Annotated in this window: 17 protein-coding genes; 12 read left to right on the forward strand and 5 right to left on the reverse strand. The window is 57.1% G+C overall.

The annotated features are described in order from the left end of the window. Positions 1-34: 34 nt before the first annotated feature. Together ACQ3G7_RS19370 and ACQ3G7_RS19375 are read right to left on the reverse strand one after the other, a co-directional pair. Positions 35-253: a YheU family protein gene (locus tag ACQ3G7_RS19370; RefSeq protein ID WP_061492895.1), complete on the reverse strand. Its 219-nt coding sequence runs from the start codon at positions 251-253 to the stop codon at positions 35-37. Beyond that, positions 250-1,269, reverse strand: coding sequence for a hydrolase (locus tag ACQ3G7_RS19375; protein WP_430891345.1), 1,020 nt, complete (start codon positions 1,267-1,269; stop codon positions 250-252). The genes ACQ3G7_RS19370 and ACQ3G7_RS19375 overlap by 4 nt, the downstream gene beginning before the upstream one ends. Positions 1,270-1,447: 178 nt before the next feature. Here ACQ3G7_RS19375 and ACQ3G7_RS19380 point away from each other — a divergent pair, with 178 nt between their 5' ends. Further along, positions 1,448-2,572, forward strand: coding sequence for a toxic anion resistance protein (locus ACQ3G7_RS19380; RefSeq protein WP_430891347.1), 1,125 nt, complete (start codon positions 1,448-1,450; stop codon positions 2,570-2,572). Positions 2,573-2,585: 13 nt separating this feature from the next. After that, positions 2,586-3,566 carry a 5-bromo-4-chloroindolyl phosphate hydrolysis family protein gene (locus ACQ3G7_RS19385; RefSeq protein WP_430891349.1) on the forward strand — a complete coding sequence of 327 codons (981 nt, stop codon included), beginning with the start codon at positions 2,586-2,588 and terminating at the stop codon, positions 3,564-3,566. 37 nt (positions 3,567-3,603) lie between these two features. Here the strand turns inward: ACQ3G7_RS19385 and ACQ3G7_RS19390 are convergent, their stop codons facing one another. Further along, positions 3,604-4,326 (reverse strand): NUDIX hydrolase, encoded by a 723-nt coding sequence (locus tag ACQ3G7_RS19390; RefSeq protein WP_263099066.1) that lies wholly within the window; start codon positions 4,324-4,326, stop codon positions 3,604-3,606. Positions 4,327-4,522: 196 nt separating this feature from the next. On the opposite strand from ACQ3G7_RS19390, the gene prs reads away from it, so the two are divergent. From prs to mdcH, 10 genes are all read left to right on the forward strand, one after another. Continuing rightward, positions 4,523-5,383: a ribose-phosphate diphosphokinase gene (gene prs, locus ACQ3G7_RS19395; RefSeq protein ID WP_430891383.1), complete on the forward strand. Its 861-nt coding sequence runs from the start codon at positions 4,523-4,525 to the stop codon at positions 5,381-5,383. Positions 5,384-5,396: 13 nt separating this feature from the next. Next, entirely contained in the window at positions 5,397-6,887 is a 1,491-nt protein-coding gene (locus ACQ3G7_RS19400) for a nicotinate phosphoribosyltransferase (protein ID WP_430891352.1), read from the forward strand. Between the two features lie 202 nt (positions 6,888-7,089). Beyond that, entirely contained in the window at positions 7,090-8,745 is a 1,656-nt protein-coding gene (gene mdcA, locus ACQ3G7_RS19405; RefSeq protein WP_263099068.1) for a malonate decarboxylase subunit alpha, read from the forward strand. Further along, positions 8,745-9,602: a triphosphoribosyl-dephospho-CoA synthase gene (locus ACQ3G7_RS19410; protein ID WP_430891354.1), complete on the forward strand. Its 858-nt coding sequence runs from the start codon at positions 8,745-8,747 to the stop codon at positions 9,600-9,602. The genes mdcA and ACQ3G7_RS19410 overlap by 1 nt, the downstream gene beginning before the upstream one ends. Before the next feature lie 9 nt (positions 9,603-9,611). Continuing rightward, positions 9,612-9,911, forward strand: a complete 300-nt coding sequence (mdcC, locus tag ACQ3G7_RS19415) for a malonate decarboxylase acyl carrier protein (RefSeq protein WP_263099070.1) — start codon at positions 9,612-9,614, stop codon at positions 9,909-9,911. Then, positions 9,904-10,740, forward strand: coding sequence for a biotin-independent malonate decarboxylase subunit beta (locus tag ACQ3G7_RS19420; RefSeq protein WP_263099071.1), 837 nt, complete (start codon positions 9,904-9,906; stop codon positions 10,738-10,740). Before mdcC ends, ACQ3G7_RS19420 begins: the two co-directional genes overlap by 8 nt. Further along, the gene (gene mdcE / locus ACQ3G7_RS19425) at positions 10,737-11,537 is read left to right on the forward strand and encodes a biotin-independent malonate decarboxylase subunit gamma (protein WP_263099072.1); all 801 of its coding nucleotides are present in this window, start codon (positions 10,737-10,739) and stop codon (positions 11,535-11,537) included. The genes ACQ3G7_RS19420 and mdcE overlap by 4 nt, the downstream gene beginning before the upstream one ends. A 123-nt stretch (positions 11,538-11,660) precedes the next feature. Beyond that, complete coding sequence (locus ACQ3G7_RS19430; protein ID WP_430891357.1) at positions 11,661-12,620, forward strand: AEC family transporter; 960 nt, start codon at positions 11,661-11,663, stop codon at positions 12,618-12,620. A gap of 2 nt (positions 12,621-12,622) precedes the next feature. After that, complete coding sequence (locus ACQ3G7_RS19435; RefSeq protein WP_430891359.1) at positions 12,623-13,240, forward strand: malonate decarboxylase holo-ACP synthase; 618 nt, start codon at positions 12,623-12,625, stop codon at positions 13,238-13,240. Further along, positions 13,240-14,136 (forward strand): malonate decarboxylase subunit epsilon, encoded by an 897-nt coding sequence (gene mdcH, locus ACQ3G7_RS19440; RefSeq protein WP_430891361.1) that lies wholly within the window; start codon positions 13,240-13,242, stop codon positions 14,134-14,136. The genes ACQ3G7_RS19435 and mdcH overlap by 1 nt, the downstream gene beginning before the upstream one ends. A 53-nt stretch (positions 14,137-14,189) precedes the next feature. On the opposite strand, the gene ACQ3G7_RS19445 is transcribed toward mdcH, so the two are convergent. Beyond that, positions 14,190-15,122: a LysR family transcriptional regulator gene (locus ACQ3G7_RS19445; protein WP_430891363.1), complete on the reverse strand. Its 933-nt coding sequence runs from the start codon at positions 15,120-15,122 to the stop codon at positions 14,190-14,192. Between the two features lie 27 nt (positions 15,123-15,149). Beyond that, on the reverse strand, positions 15,150-17,057 hold the full coding sequence (locus ACQ3G7_RS19450) for an ABC transporter ATP-binding protein (RefSeq protein ID WP_430891365.1): 1,908 nt from the start codon (positions 17,055-17,057) through the stop codon (positions 15,150-15,152). Between the last annotated feature and the right edge of the window lie 169 nt (positions 17,058-17,226).

Here is a 17,226-nt window from a genome sequence, read left to right on the forward strand (position 1 = left end):
TTGTTTTCAGTATAGCCAGCCGCCTTGCACCCTGTTAGTCCCGGAACTGCCCGCGCGGCATAATATTTACCGTCTCGTGCAGTTCAGACCACACCAGCACGGCTTCACCGCGTTGCAGTTGCCGTTTAACGTCGGCGACCTTTTGTTCAAGCGAACGTTCATGTTCACCATAATCGGTGCCTTCACGCAAGACAAAGCTCTCAATGAGATTATCCAGCGTTTCGGTTGCGATATCTTGCCAGGGAATGATCATTTGGACTCCAGATATGCGGACAGCCAGTCCGGAATGCGCGTTTCAAGCCACATTTCCGGGTGGCGTAACGTTCCGCCGACAAAACCGACATGACCCCCGTGTTCGGTCAATTGATACTCAATGTTCGCTGGCAAATGCCCGGCATCCGGGATCACGTTATGATCCATAAACGGATCGTCTTTGGCGTGAATGATCAGCGTCGGTTTGCGAATATCCGGCAATACCGGCATTGCGCTACAGCGGCGATAGTAGTCCAGCGCGTCGGCAAAGCCGTGGATTTTCGCGGTGATCAGATCGTCAAACTCGCGGATGCGACGCACTTTGCGCAGTGCCGACAGCGTTAACGGTAGCGAGCCTGGGTAAGCGCGTAATTTCCGCGCAGCGTTGGCTTTCAGCAAGTTCAGCAGGTAGCGCTGATAAACGCGGGAGAACCCTTTATCCATGTGGTAGCTGCACGCTTCCAGCACCAGCGGCGCTGACACAATCACCGCCGCATCGACCGGCAGGTTGTCATCGGCTTTCGCCAGCAGGCAGCCGAGCATGTTGCCGCCCAGAGAGTAACCGACTGCCGCCGTCGGCGCTGCGCCGAACGTCTGGCGCAGCCAGTGCAAAAACCAGGTGCCATCTTCGGTTTCACCCGAGTGATAGATGCGGTTGAGACGATTAGGGATGCCGCTACAGCCACGGAAATGCATCACCACGCCCAGCCAGCCGCGCTGCCTGGCGGCATGAACCAGACCGTGGGCGTAAGGGCTGTGCAGGCTGCCTTCAAGACCATGAAACACCACCAAACGCGGTTTATGCCGCGCCTGATACGGTTCTTCACTCCAGGCGAGATCAACAAAATCGCCATCCGGCAGTTCAAGGCGCTGCCACCACGGCTCAAACTGCAGGCGACGACGTAAAAGACGTGGCAGCATCGTTTGTAGATGCGGATTGCGCGCACCCGGCATCGGATGAAAGTTGTGCGCGTCTCCCTGATTTTCAAGGAAATTTGCCGGTGTAATATCTGCCATCTTAATAAAAAATTTAAGTTAATAGACGGTTATTATACTTGCTAACAATTGGGCTGTTTAATACTTTGCTGCTGTTGTAACGTATTAGCCTTTACAGACAGCCTTATAAAGACTCAAGAAAACCAGCGATTACATAAGATTACTGCTGTCTGCCATTTACCCATTGAGGACGTATTGGATGACGGAAAATACCTCGCTTGACCTCGCAGCACCGCAGCAAGTAAACCAGTCGATGAATGACCTGCCCGGCAGTGAACATTTAACCCCGGCGGATCACGCGCAAATCCAGCATATTGTCGAAGAGATCAATATTAACGACCCGGCGTTTTCGTTGGGCTTCGGCGCAAAAACCATGAACAGCATCTCGCAGTTCTCCGACTCCCTGATGCAGGAAGTGCGGGCAAAAGATGCGGGCATTATCGGTACGCAACTGACCGAGCTACTGCAAAAAATCAAAGGGGTGGATATCAGCGCCTTTGAGCAAAAACCGGGCTTTCTCGCCTCGCTGCCGCTGCTGGGATCGCTGTTTAACCGCATTGAGCGCACGCTGCTGGAGTACCAGACGCTGTCTCAGCAGGTGGAAAGCATTACCGCAAAGCTGAATGACGCGATGGTTGATCTGCTGCGTAATATTTCGGTGCTTGAGACCCTCTTTGAGCGTAACCGCGAGGTTTTTCAGCAAATTACGCTGCACATTATTGCCGGTAAGCAAAAGCTGGAGCAGGTAAAACAGAACGAACTGCCCGCGTTGCAGGCGCAGGCTGCATCGGACCCGATGAATGCGCAGCGCGTGCGCGATCTGCTGGAAGGCATTCAGCGCTTTGAGCGTCGCCTGCATGATTTGATGGTATCGCGCACGATTGCGATGCAGTCCGCCCCGCAAATTCGCCTGATGCAGAGCAACAGCCAGTCACTGGCGGAAAAGATCCAGAGCAGCATTCTTTCCACCATTCCGGTATGGAAAAGCCAGATAGCGCTGGCCATGTCGCTGCAAACCCAGCGTCAGGCGGCGAAACTGCAAAAAGAGGTGGCGGATACCACCAATGATTTACTGCGCCGCAATGCGGAAATGCTGCAAACCGGCACGCTGGAAACGGCGCGTGAGGTGGAGCGGTCAGTGGTGGATATCGACACCCTGCGCGATGTGCAGTCGCGGTTGCTGAGCACCATTGAAGAGTCGGTGAAAATTGCGACTGACGCGCGTCAACGCCGGGCTGAAGTAGAAAAAGAGCTCCTCACAATGGAAAACGAGCTGCGCACCCGTCTGGCCTCCATCGCCAGCGGAACGGCGGGTCAGCAGTAAGCAGGAAGAGACCATGCTCGAGAAAATTACACACTCGCTGGATGCCTATTACAGCAACCGTTTGAACCGTATCACCGCCCGGATACTGATGTTTGTCGCGGGCTTGTTATATTCCGCCTACTCAGCCCGTTTCGCCACGCAGGTGGATACCGAATTGGGGAAAGATGTGGGGGGACTCGCAGCCTGCTTCGCGGTGGTGAACTGGTTTTGTTTTATTCTGCTGGGTCGCACGCTGTTCTTTGATCGCATTGCGCTGGTTGTGGGGGCGTTGGCCGGCCTTTTCTGGCTTTTTGTGGGAGATGCCATCGCGCTGCCATTTTGGGCGGGAATGATGGCGATGCTCGTGCATCTCTATCGGGGCTGGGGACGGCTTAGCAACATCCATGTGCTGTATGTATTTTTAATGATTATGTCTATATCGATGTACCGGCAGGTCTATGAATACAGTGCGCATCCCGTCTACCTTGCATTCTTCGCGTTGCTCTTTGTCGGCTATCTCCTGTATGCGTGGTCACTGAAGATTGCCGCGCGGAAACGTGAAGTCCAACTGGCGATTCTTGCGGAAGCCGAAAAAGCGCAACAAACAGCCGCCGAAGCGGATCAGTTGCTGGCGCAGCGCATCGCGAGCCTGGAAAAAAAGAGAGGGCTGCCCGCTCCGCTACTGGCTGAACTGGCGCAGATTACTGCGTCAGCGCGCCAGATCCTGCAATGCATGGAAACAGACAAAAGGGATGAAGTGCCGGGGCGGCGTTTTTTAGACCGGTATCTGCCCGGTGTTGAAATGATTGTCACCCAGGGGCAGACCCTTTCGGAACAATTGCTCGACGACCAACAGCGGCAAAAGTCGGTAGAAGAGCAACTGGAGATGATGCGACGCTTAAGAAGCGCGTTTCATCAGCAACACCAGGCGCTGCTGGAAAACGACGCTGATGATCTCAATTCTGAACTCAAAACGCTGGACAAACTTCTTAAAACAGACGGCTATGTGAAGTGATCGGGTATCTGCACCTGCGCGATTGCGGGTGCAGACATTAGCCATCCGCCAGTAAATTGCGCGAAAACAGGTGGATATCCACATCCGGTTTGCGCCGCCACAGCCGCGCTTTTCGCGCCCCGGTCGCCACGCTTTCCCCGGTCTCTTCAAACATGCCGGACGCTTCAAAACGGCGGATCAGACTCTTACGCTGGATGGGCTGGCCAAGAATAATCTCGGTCGCCTCCTGGAGTTGCGTCTGCGTGAATGTTTCCGGCAGACAGTAAACCGGCAGCAGCGAGTACATGGTTTTCTGCCGTAGCCGGTGCTGAGCCGCCTGAATGATATCCCGATGATCGAAAGCCAGCTCATACTGGTCAAGTTCGCTGACCGGCACCCATTTGGCATTGCTGACGCTGGCAATGTGCGGTGCGCAAGAAACCCACGAGATCAGGGCAAACCAGGCAACGGTCAGGCTCCAGCCGCGCGGGTCGCGCTGCGGGCCGGAGAAGGTATCCAGTTGTTCAAGCCAGGAGGGAGAGACGCCGGTTTTCTCGGTCAGTTTACGCAGCGCCGTGGCGCGGGTGGAATCGTCCTTCGCCATATCAATAAAACCACCAGGTAACCCCCAGCGGCCTTGTTGCGGCTGGCTGGCGCGCTCAACCAACAACACGCAAAGCACCTGCTGATGCAGGGTAAACAACACACTGTCGACCGTCACCAAAGGTGAAGGAAAACGGCTGGCATCATAAGAGTCCAGATACTCTGCTTCGCTGATCATCGTTTACTCGCTTAATTTCACACGTCCCAAGTTTATCAGCCTGCCGAAGTGCGGCAAGTTAACTTTTAATCTGTTATTTTTCAGCCTGTTATCTTCTTTCTGCGTGGTGCATACAAAAAACGCTTGCATCAATAGTGTCTTATAGACAATATTAAAAGTGTCCAAGGGACATAATTAAATAAATGTGAGGTGAATGATGGCGAGCAGAATTGCGTTGTTTATGGATAATCAGCAGGTTGATGTTACGCACGGCGTTTTTCCGGATGGTGCAGTATGGCTGAAAGTCACCGGTACGCTGCCATCCTTCGCCCGCGTTATGCGTATCCGTATGGCCGCCATGCGGGATATGAACGATTTTATGCTGCTGGCGCAGTTGGTCGAGGCGGTACGCCATGTTGCAGATATCAACATCAGCCATCTGGAACTGGCCTGGCTGCCATGGGCGCGTCAGGACCGGCATATGGTGGCAGGCGACAGCTTTGCGCTGAAAGTCTTCGCTAACCAGCTGAACACGCTGAATTTCGACAAAGTGTTTATCCTCGATCCGCACAGCGATGCCGCCGCCGCAGCCATTCATCACTGTGTCGCTATTGCTCAGGAAACCTGCCTGTTACAGAGCGAAACGCTGCGCCGCGCCATCCGTCAGGGCGAACTGATGCTGGTGGCGCCGGATGCGGGCGCCCTGAAGAAAATCCACAACGTGGCGAAAGCCAGCGGCGCGCAGACGTACGCCATTCTGACGAAGGCGCGCGATGTGGCGACCGGTAATCTGACCGGGTTTGCGCTGGTCTCTGGCGATGTGGCAGGAAAAGACCTGCTGATTGTTGATGACCTCTGCGATGCAGGCGGCACGTTTATTGGCTCGGCTCAGGTACTGCGCGATGCGGGTGCCCGCAGCGTCAGTCTGTATGTTACGCACGGCGTCTTCTCCAAAGGTGTGGAGAACCTGCTCAACAACGGTATCGACGCCATTTACACCACCACGTCCTACGCCTCGCCTGAGCTTGCTGAGCCGCGGGTTGAACTGATCGACATTGACACCATTTTTCGCGCTTAAGGGAGATAACACCATGAATATCAATCCAATCCTGGCTATCGACGGTTACAAAGTGTCGCACCGCGTGCAGTATCCGCAGGGGACAACGCAGGTGTACTCCAACTTTACCCCGCGCAGCGACCGCTTTTTCCAGTCGCCGGTGGCAGACGGCAAACTGGTGTTCTTTGGCCTGCAGGGGTTCCTGCAATGGTTTATGGTCGATCTGTTTAACGACGGCTTTTTTGCCCGCCCGGAAGAGGACGTGGTGAACGAATACAAACAGGTGATGGACAGCTATCTCGGCAGGGATGCCGTGGCGGTGGATCACATTCGCGCGCTGCATCGTTTGGGTTATCTGCCATTGCACATTAAGTCGCTGGATGAAGGCAGCAAAGTCCCGATGAAAGTGCCGGTTCTCACCATCACTAACACCCGCGATGAGTTTTTCTGGCTGGTGAACTACCTGGAAACGGTGCTCTCCGCCGAACTGTGGAAAGCCTCCACCAATGCCACCATTGCGCACCACTACCGTAAGATTTGTGAACAGTGGGCGGCAAAAACCTGTACGGATTTATCACACCTGGATTTCCAGTGTCATGACTTCTCATTCCGCGGTATGGCGGGCCTGCACGACACTGCGCAGGCCGGGGCAGGTCACCTGCTGAGTTTTAAAGGGACCGACAGCATCCCGTCGCTGCTGTATGCCCGCGATCACTACACTGGCGGTGAAGCATACTTCATTGGCGCCAGCATTCCGGCCACCGAGCACAGCGTGATGTGTATGGGGGAACATGACCATGAAATTGAAACGTTCCGTCGCCTGATTGCCGACATCTACCCGCAGGGATTTGTGTCGATTGTCTCTGATACCTGGGACTACTGGCGCGTTCTGACGGAATATACCCGCGAGCTGAAACAGATCATTCTTGGTCGCGAAGGTCGTGTAGTGTTCCGTCCGGACAGCGGCGACCCGGTGGAGATCCTCTGCGGTACTGGCGCGGATGACGACACCCGTCCCGAACGCAGCCCGGAAGAGAAAGGCTCTGTCGAAGTGCTGTGGGACATTTTTGGCGGCACGATCAACGACAAAGGCTACAAAGTGCTGGATCCGCACGTTGGTCTGATTTACGGCGACTCCATTACCCTGGCGCGCGCCAATGAGATCCTGCGTCGTCTGGAGGCTAAAGGGTTTGCCAGTTCGAATGTGGTGTTCGGCGTAGGTTCTTTTACTTATCAGTACAACACCCGCGATACCTTCGGTTTTGCCATGAAAGCCACCTGGGGAGCGGTAAACGGCGAAGGGCGGATGATTTTTAAAGAGCCGAAAACCGATAACGGCCTGAAACGTTCGGCACGTGGGTTATTGCGGGTAGAGCGTGACGCGCAGGGCGAACTGCAACTGCATGACGAGCAGAGCTGGGAGCAGGAGCAAGGCGGTGAACTGAAAACCCGCTTCCTGGATGGCAAGCTCTACCTGTCTGAACATTTCGAACAGATCCGCCAGCGTCTGGCCAGCCAGCGCTAATCTCTTCATGGCGGCGCATTCTGTGCCGCCATAGATCTTTTTCCCGCCGCTGAAACTGATCCACATCACAGATTGTTTCTTTGATTATTACTCTCAGGCTAATGATTTAACGACCTCCTTAATTGATGCCTTTATCACCAGAGCGCACACTGAGTTCAGTGTTAAGCAAATCAAAATGATGAGCTGAATCAGGAGGTTAATAATGTTATCTGGGCAAACGCCAGCACGGGTATGGAACACGCGGCGCAGCGAGAAACAGCGCCGCCTGGCGTCCGTTCCTGTGCAGGGCAAGGTACTGCCGACCGGCGACCTTGTCGCCATGCTGGAAAAACTGATCGCACCGGGCGACCGTGTGGTACTCGAAGGGAACAACCAGAAGCAGGCGGATTTCCTTTCCCGCTCGCTGGCTGAAGTCAACCCGCAAAAAGTGCACGACCTGCATATGATTATGCCAAGCGTCGGTCGCAGCGAACATCTTGATATCTTTGAGAAAGGCATCGCACGCAAACTCGATTTTTCCTTCTCTGGCACCCAAAGCTTGCGCATTTCGCAACTGCTGGAAGACGGCCTGCTGGAAATCGGCGCGATCCACACTTACATCGAACTTTACTCCCGTCTGTATGTTGACCTGTGCCCGAACGTGGCGCTGATTGCCGGTTACAAAGCGGACCGCAAAGGCAACCTGTACACCGGCCCGAGTACGGAAGATACCCCGGCGCTGGTTGAAGCAGCGGCCTTCCGCGACGGTATTGTCATTGCGCAAGTGAACGAACTGGTGGACGACGAGTGCGATCTGCCGCGTGTGGATATCCCCGGCTCGTGGATTGACTACGTGGTTGTTGCTGACAAACCGTTCTTTATCGAACCGCTGTTCACCCGTGACCCGCGTCTGATTAAACAAGAACACATCCTGATGGCGATGATGGCGATTAAAGGCATCTACGCGGAGCATCAGGTGCAGTCGCTGAACCACGGTATCGGTTTTAACACTGCGGCTATCGAACTGCTGCTGCCGACCTACGGCGAACAGCTCGGCCTGAAAGGCAAAATCTGTAAACACTGGACGCTGAACCCGCATCCGACGCTGATCCCGGCAATTGAAAGCGGCTGGGTGGAAAGCGTGCACTGCTTTGGTGGTGAGCTGGGGATGGAAGAGTACATCCGTGCCCGTCCGGACGTGTTCTTCACCGGTGCTGACGGCTCCATGCGTTCCAACCGTGCGTTCTGCCAGTTAGCAGGCCAGTACGCGGTGGATATGTTTATCGGTTCCACCTTACAGATCGATGGCCTGGCAAACTCCTCCACCGTCACGCGTGGTCGCCTGTCCGGTTTTGGCGGCGCGCCGAACATGGGGCATGACCCGCATGGTCGTCGCCACGCTACCCCGGCATGGCTGAACATGATTACCGAACCTGACCCGATGCAGCGCGGTAAAAAACTGGTGGTGCAGATGGTGGAAACCTTCCAGGCAGGCGCGAAACCGTCCTTTGTCGAGAAACTCGATGCCGTGGACGTGGCGAAATCCTCCGGTATGCCGCTGGCACCGGTAATGATTTATGGCGATGACGTTACCCATGTGCTGACCGAAGAGGGGATTGCTTACCTCTACCGTGCCGACAGTATGGAAGAGCGCCGCGCGATGGTCGCTGCGGTTGCCGGTATTACCGACATCGGTCTGGGTGTGGATGCCAAACGCGTCGCTGCGTTGCGCCAGAGCGGCAAAGTGGTGTACCCGGAAGATATGGGCATTCGCCGCACTGATGCGACCCGCTCGTTGCTGGCTGCCAGCAGCGTGGCTGACCTGGTGGAATGGTCCGGCGGTCTTTACAACCCACCTGCGAAATTCCGGAGCTGGTAATGAAACTTCTGCCACAGATTGCGGCTGAGGGCGGTGCCTTTCGTCTGGCGCACACCGCCACACAATGTCTGATTGACGAAGCACGTTTAAGCCCGAAACCCGGTCTGGTGGACAGTCGGGGGAACGGCGCGCACCACGATTTAACGCTCGAACTGATGGAGCGTTCCGCGCACAGCCTGACCCCTACGTTTCAGGCGCTGGCGCAACAAAGCTGGTTGCAACCGGCAAACGTTGCGCTCAGACAAACCATAGGGCGACTCGGTCGGGAAGGCGAGCAGCAGATGATGGCCGCCACCGACGGCGTGAATACCCATCGCGGTGCGATTTGGGCGCTGGGCTTGTTGGTCAGCGCGGTGGCGATGTGCGGCGGCGAAGGGTCGGCGCGGGCGATTGCCAACATTGCTGCCCAACTGGCGACACTGCCCGATGACGCTGCGCCGAAGGTCTTTAGTAAAGGGCTTCGCGCCACGCACCGCTACCGGGTTCCCGGCGCGCGTGAAGAAGCACAGCAGGCGTTTCCGCACATCATGAGGCTGGCGCTGCCGCAGCTCCACCTCAGCCGCCAGCGCGGCAGCAGCGAAACCCACGCAAGGCTGGATGCGCTGATGGCCATCATGACCTCACTCAGCGACACCTGTGTGTTATCGCGCGCGGGTCTCGAAGGCCTGGAGGCGATGCGCCACGGTGCGCGTGCGGTACTGCGTGCGGGTGGGGTTGCGCATCCTGACGGGCAGCAGCGGCTGGCCGAACTGGACAGGCAAATGCTGGCGTTAAACGCGTCGCCGGGCGGTGCGGCAGATTTACTCGCCGCCACGCTGTTTCTCGATCGCATTACCACGCCTTATTTAGCGAATTAAGAGGAAGTTATGGAACACATTACGATAACCGTGCCTGCGGGCCGCGCCTTACGCGGTAAAGCGCTGGCAGGCGTTGTGGGCTCCGGGGATATGGAGGTGTTATTCACCGCCGACCAGGGGCAAACACTGACAATTGATATCACCACCTCCGTGGATAACAGCCGTGGACGCTGGGAAGCCCTGTTCAACCGCCTCGGTCTGGTCAGCACGCTGCCTGCCGGCAAGCTGGTGATTCACGATTTCGGCGCGACGCCCGGTGTGGCGCGTATCCGTATCGAACAGGTTTTCGAAGAGGTGAGCTATGCGTGACGATCGCAGTTTTATCGAACTCAAAGCGCGTCAGCGCGCACATGCACTGCTGGATGAAGGCAGCTACCGCGAATTGCTGGATCCGTTCGACGGCATTATCTCGCCGTGGTTAGGGCCGCAGGGCATCGTGCCGCAGGCGGATGACGGCATGGTGGTCGCTAAAGGCACCATCAATGGTCAGCCTGCGGTGGTGGTCGCCATCGAAGGCGCTTTCCAGGGCGGCAGTATGGGCGAAGTCTCCGGCGCGAAAATGGCGGCGGCGCTGGAACTGGCGGCGGAAGATAACCGCAACGGCATCCCGACGCAGGCGGTGTTGTGCCTGGAAACCGGCGGCGTGCGTTTGCAGGAAGCCAACCTCGGCCTGGCGGCGATTGCCGATATCCATGCCGCGATTGTCGATCTGCGCCGTTACACCCCGGTGGTCGGCATTGTTGCCGGGACTGTTGGCTGCTTTGGTGGGATGTCCATCGCGGCGGCGCTGTGCAGCTACCTGATTGTGACCCGTGAAGCGCGCCTGGGTCTGAACGGCCCGCAGGTTATCGAGCAGGAAGCCGGGATCGAAGAGTATGACTCCCGCGACCGTCCGTTTATCTGGAGCATGACCGGCGGCGAAGTGCGCTATCACAGTGGGCTGGTGGATGCGCTGGTCGGCGACGGCATTAATGCGGTGAAAACGGCAATGAATGCGGCGATCGCCAAAGGCGTGCCGGCGCAACATCGCACCGATAAATACGATGACTATCTGCAACGTCTGAGCCAGTTCGACACCCGCAAACAAGCGGATGCAGAGCAGATCAGCGCGTTGTTTGCCGGGGAGGGTAAAGCATGAGTACGACAATGAGCCGCGGCGCATTATGGCTGGAAAAACTGGCGCCTAACGCCCAACGCCTGAGCGGGCTGTGCCCGTCAGTGCAGGCCGCAGATGGCGACGTTAACGGCGAAGCGGTGCGTTTTATCGCCGTGGTGCCGGATGCCAACAACCATTACCCACGGGCGGCAAAAGGGGAAGTCGGTCTGCTGGAAGGCTGGACGTTGGCAAAAGCTGTCAGCGAAACCGTGGCAGCCGATGCCAACAGCAGCGTGAAACGTCCGATCATCGCGGTGATTGATGTGCCGAGCCAGGCCTATGGCCGTCGCGAAGAAGCGTTTGGTATTCACCAGGCGTTAGCCGGTGCAGCCGCGGCTTACGCCAATGCGCGTCTGGCGGGTCACCCGGTGATCGGCTTGATCGTCGGTAAAGCGATGTCCGGTGCATTTCTGGCGCACGGCTACCAGGCTAACCGCCTGATTGCGTTCAACGACGCCGGTGTACTGATCCACGCGATGGGCAAAGAGTCGGCGGCGCGCATTACGCTGCGTACCGTTGAGGCACTGGAAAAACTGGCCGCCACTATCCCACCGATGGCGTATGACATCAGTAACTACGCAACGCTGGGGCTGCTGGCGGATCTGCTGAATATCAGCAATCCGGATGCGCCTTCCGCAAGCGATCTGGCGCAGGTGACCACCACGCTGCAACAGGCCATTAAAGACGCTCGTCAGGACACCTCGTTAAAAAACCGTCTGGGTGCTGACAACCGCCGTAGCTCCGCTCTTGTGCGCGAACGCATGAAAGCGAGCTGGTAAGTAAAAAGAAACCTGCCAGATAGCAACGCATGGGCGCGAACCCGCGCTCATGCGCTACTGAAAATAATAACCATCGCGCTAGTGCTATTTCTTTTCCTTTTAAAGGCTTACAGGTGATTTTCTATGACTTATGTAATTGTTCATGCCCTCGCACCGATCTTTGTCATCATGCTGCTGGGTTTCTGGGCGGGAAAGGCCAAAATGGTCGACAACAAAAACGTTTCCCTGCTCAATATCTTTGTAATGGACTTCGCCCTGCCGGCTGCGCTGTTTAGCGCCACCGTACAGACACCGTGGACCGGGATTATCGCCCAGTCACCCCTGATTGTGGTGCTGGTGCTCTCCATGTGGATTACCTACGCCGCCATCTATTTCCTGGCAACGTCTGTTTTCAAAAAATCGCCGCAGGATGCTGCTGTGCTGACGCTGACCGTGGCACTGCCGAACTATGCGGCGCTGGGCCTGCCGATCCTTGGTAGCGTACTGGGCGAAGGCTCTTCAACCTCGTTGTCCGTGGCGGTTTCCATCGCTTGTGGTTCCGTACTGATGACCCCGTTCTGCCTGCTGATCCTTGAGCGCGAAAAAGCCCGTGCGGCGGGTGGCGATACCGGTTCCACGCTGGCGATGCTGCCGGTGCTGATGTGGCGCTCGGTGAAAAAACCGATTGTCTGGGGACCGTTATTGGGCGTAGTGCTTTCCGCTATCGGTATCAAGATGCCGGAACTGGTACTGGCTTCTATTAAACCGCTGGGCCTGTCTGCTACCGCTGCGGCGCTGTTCCTGACCGGGGTTATCCTGTCTGCGCGCAAACTGGCAATTAACACCATGGTTATCTCTGCAACCATCACGAAACTGCTGATCCAACCCGCCATTGCCTGGGGGATTGTGCTGGTGTTCGGTCTGCATGGTTCTGTGGCTATTACCGCTATCCTGATGATTGCACTGGCGGCTGGCTTCTTCGGCGTGGTATTCGGTAACCGCTTTGGCGTGCAATCGCCGGATGCTGAAGCCGTACTGCTGCTGAGCTCCGTTCTGTGTATCCTGTCGCTGCCGCTGTTTATTTCGCTGACTTCAGGAATGTAACCATGACCGCAACATTACGCCCACACGATCTGCTTTGGCTTTCCGCGCATGACGCGCTGGAAGGGGTAAGCGAACCCTGGGTCGCTGAGATCTGGCACGCCGGGTTACCGGTTGTTGTGCGGCGTGATGTTGATGCGAGTGGACGAATTCCCGTAGGCGTGCGCGGTTTGCGCCGCGATCAGCGCGCGGCGGGGTGGGTGAGGCCGGAACGGGTTAACCGTGTGGTCTCACCCGAACAGCTTATCGCGCCGCAGGAACTGCTGCGTTCGCCGTTTATCTCTCAGCCGCCGGTACAGCTGGCGCTGCAACTGGCGCAGCTAAACTGGCCCTGGATATGGGGTGTTACCGGCAGTACCGCCTATGCGCTGGCGACCGGGATTCCGGTTATTCACGCGACCAGCGATCTCGACCTGTTGATCCGCGCGCCGCAGCCACTTGCTCAGGCTGAGCTGCAACGCTGGCAGCAGCAAATCAGCGGTGGGCTGTGCCGGGCAGATACGCAAGTGGACACGCCAAATGGCGGTTTTGCACTGGCGGAGTGGCTGCGTGATGGGCGGGTGATGCTGAAAACGAACCACGGGCCGCGTCTGATGAGCGACCCCTGGCGCAGGGAGGAGTAATGAAAATTCTGTTCACTTTCCCGGGGCAGGGGACACAGCGTCCCGGTATGTTACAGGCGCTTCCGGGAAACGAAATAAACGAAGCCCGCGCGGTGCTCGGGGCAGAAGTTGATAGCCTGGATACGTCGGAAGCATTAAAACATACGCGCGCAGTGCAACTGGCGCTGCTGATTGCCGGAGTGGCCTGGGCGCGTGAGTTACAGCGTCGTGGCGTGCAGGCGGATATCACCAGCGGGTTGTCGATTGGCGCTTACCCGGCGGCGGTGATTGCTGGCGCACTCGATTTTCGCGATGCGTTGCGACTGGTGGCGCTGCGTGGTGATTTGATGGAGCAGGCCTATCCGCAAGGATACGGGCTGACGGCCATTATGGGACTGACGCTCCCCCAGGTGGAAACGCTGGTGGCAGGCAGCGGGGCGTATATCGCCAATCTCAATGCCGAAACACAGATTGTGATTGCCGGGAGCGATGAAGCGATGGCGCAAGTGGCGCAGCGTGCGCTGGCAAAAGGAGCCAGCAAAGTGCAACGGCTGGCGGTTAGCGTACCCTCTCACTGTGCATTGCTGGACGCACCGGCAAAGAAACTGGCGCAGGCCTTTGCTGACGTCACGTTGTCCCGGCCACAATGCGCCTATTTAAGCGGCAGTACCGGGCGCGTGCTATGGCAGCCGGAGAAAATTGCCGACGATCTGGCGTGGAATATGGCGCGCACTGTGCGCTGGCAGGAAGCGGTGATTGCCGCTAACGAACGCGACGCCAGACTGGCTATCGAAATGCCGCCGGGCGGTATTTTGACCTGTCTGACCCGACAGGCGGCGTGGAACGGCGAAAGTCTTTCGCTGGAGCGTAGCGGTGTGGATGTGGTGTTGCACCTGGCGAAGCGGCTCAGCGCGTGAGGTATTTTGCCCCTGGCCGGATGGTGACGCGAGGCGTTTTCGCGGGCAAAAAATCAGGCGTTATCCTGTAAACTGCGGGCGTACATCCGGCCTTCGGCGGCGAGCGCCAGCAGGTTGGGATCGTGCTCGCGGTTGCGGGCGAAGACAATGGCGATTAACTGCTGCATTTGATACGGCTCCGCCAGGCGCAATAGTTGCACCGAACTTTCATAGACCTTTTTCATTCTTCCCGGCATCAGCGAAAAGCCCACACCCGCCTGCACCAGGCTGAGCATCGAGAAAATGTCATTAACGCGGGTGACGATTTCCGGTTCAAACCCGGCAATATGAAACGCTTCCTGAAACCCGGCGTAAGTGGCGAAACCTTCCGCCAGCGAGACAAATTTCTGCGTCCGGTAATCCCGCAGATCGGCGAGGGTATCGGTTTTCAGCGTGGCGCTGGCCGGAGCAGCAAGGAAGATATCGTCATGGAACAGCGGCAGCACTTCAAGACTGCTGCGGTCGATCTCGCTTTCGGAAATGGAGATCAGAATCGCATCCAGCGTTCCCTCAGCCAGCATGTGCAGCAGGGTGTCGTTCGAGCCCATGGTTAAATCCATTTCCAGCTCGGGGCGGCGTAACTTCATGCCCATAATCAGTCGCGGTACGGTTTCCAGCGTCAGCGAATAGAGAGTGCCGACGCGTAATCTGCCCTGGCCGACGCCAGCGGTTTTGCGCGCTTCGTCCAGACCGCGCTCCATCAGTTGCGTCACTTCCTGGCAATATTCCAGCAGAGTCCAGGCTGCGGGCAGCGGTATCAGATTACGGCCTTTATGGACAAACAGCGGGCAGCGGACATTCTCTTCCAGCGTGTGCAACGCACGGTGCACGCTGACACCGCTAAGATTGAGGGCTTCGGCGGCGCGGGCGATATTTCCCTTGTCCATAAAGGCCATGAAAATACCCAGCTTGCGAAACGTAATGTCGTTGGTGATATCCAGATTCATAAGCCCTCTCGCCGCCTGACTGGCGCGTTAGTCCCCTTGCAGCATCGCTTCCAGTTGCTCGTGTGCGTCCAGCCACGCCATTTCACACTCTTCCAGTCCGGATTTCGCTGCGGCCTGCTGTTGCAGGCAGTCGGTCAGCTCCGCTTTGCGGCTCTGATCGTACAACCCGCTGTCGCCCAGCTTCTCTTCAGCCTGCGCCAGTTGTGCGTTCAGCTTTTCCATCTCTTTTTCCAGACGGGCGATCTCTTTACGTAGCGGCTGCGTTTGCGTGCGCAGCTCTGCTTCACGGCGTTTTTGATCTTTACGCGCCTGCGCGCTGTTGCCGCTCTCTTTAGCCACGGCATCCGCTGGCTGGCTCTCCTGCTTTTGGACGTCGCTCAGCCACTGCTGATAATCTTCCAGATCCCCTTCGAATGGCTCGACTTTGCCGTCGTACACCAGATAGAGATCGTCGGTGGTGGAACGAATAAGGTGGCGATCGTGCGACACGACAACCAGCGCGCCTTCAAACTCAATCAGCGCTTCGGTCAGCGCCTGGCGCATGTCCAGGTCAAGGTGGTTAGTCGGTTCATCAAGCAGCAACAGGTTCGGACGCTGCCAGACGATCAGCGCCAGCACCAGCCGCGCTTTTTCACCGCCGGAGAAACGTTCGGTTATTTCCGTGACTTTGTCGCCCTGGAAACCGAAACCGCCGAGATAATCACGCAGTTTTTGCTCCAGCTCCTGTGGGGCGAGCCGGGCCAGATGCTGTAAGGGGGATTCGTCGGCGCGTAAGAATTCCAGCTGGTGCTGGGCGAAATAACCCAGCTTAATGCCCTTCGCGAGGCCAATTTCACCACTCTGCGCCGCCAGTTCCCCGGCCAGCAGTTTGATAAAGGTGGATTTACCGGCACCGTTACGCCCCAGCAGACCAATACGGGAGCCCGGCACCAGGTTGATCTTGATGGCGTTAAGGATGGTGCGATCGCCATACCCTGCGCTGACTTTTTCCATCTTCAGTAAGGGGTTGGGCAGGCTTTCCGGGGCGCGGAAGCTGAAATGGAACGGGTTGTCCACGTGCGCCGGGGCAATCAGCTCCATGCGTTCAAGCATTTTGATGCGGCTCTGCGCCTGTTTCGCTTTGCTGGCTTTGGCTTTAAAACGGTCGATAAAGCTTTGCAGATGGGCAACGCGTTGCTGCTGGCTCTCGTAAGTGGCCTGCTGCTGAGCCAGACGCGTGGCGCGCTGACGTTCGAATGAGCTGTAGTTGCCGGTATATTCGAACAGGCTTTGCTGCTCGATATGCAGAATTTTGTCCACCACCGGATCGAGGAAGTCACGGTCGTGGGAAATCAGGATCAGCGTTCCCTGGTAGCTTTTCAGCCACTTCTCCAGCCAGATCACGGCGTCGAGATCCAGGTGGTTGGTCGGTTCGTCGAGCAACAGGAGATCGGAGCGGCAAATCAGCGCCTGCGCAAGGTTTAAGCGCATGCGCCAGCCACCAGAGAAGTCGCTGACCGGGCGATCCAACTGTTCATTGGTGAAGCCCAGACCGTGCAGCAGGCTGGAAGCGCGTGAACGGATGGTCCAGGCATCAATCGCATCCAGTTTGCCGTGCACGAGAGCGATGGCATGACCGTCGTTACGCTCGTTGGCCGCGTTGAGCTGCGCTTCAAGCTGGCGGTATTCCCGATCGCCGTCTATCACATAATCGATAGCCGCTTCGTTGAGCGCTGGCGTTTCCTGGTTTACCCACGCCAGTTGCCAGTTTCCCGGAAAGGTCACGTTGCCGCCGTCGGCGCCAATCTCGTTTTTCAACAGCGACAGCAGCGTGGATTTACCGCAGCCATTTTTACCCACCAGACCGACTTTCTGGCCTGGATTGATGGTGGCCGTGGCGTTGTCCAGCAGGACACGCACACCGCGACGAATTTGTAACGAGGAGAAAACAATCATAAGGCGCCGTATGTTCAGACTATGTTAATTTGTCATTATGATAATGTAAGGTTACGGCCAAATGCCGTACCGGGGCCGCAATGGTAGCCCAAAATGAAGATGATAGACAAAATCATTCTGGCAGCGCCCGCGGGTAGCCAGCCGGAAGCGTAACAGGTACGACGCCCGG

The sequence above is a fragment of the Kosakonia sp. N21 genome (genome assembly GCF_050587465.1).
Classification (GTDB): Bacteria; Pseudomonadota; Gammaproteobacteria; order Enterobacterales; family Enterobacteriaceae.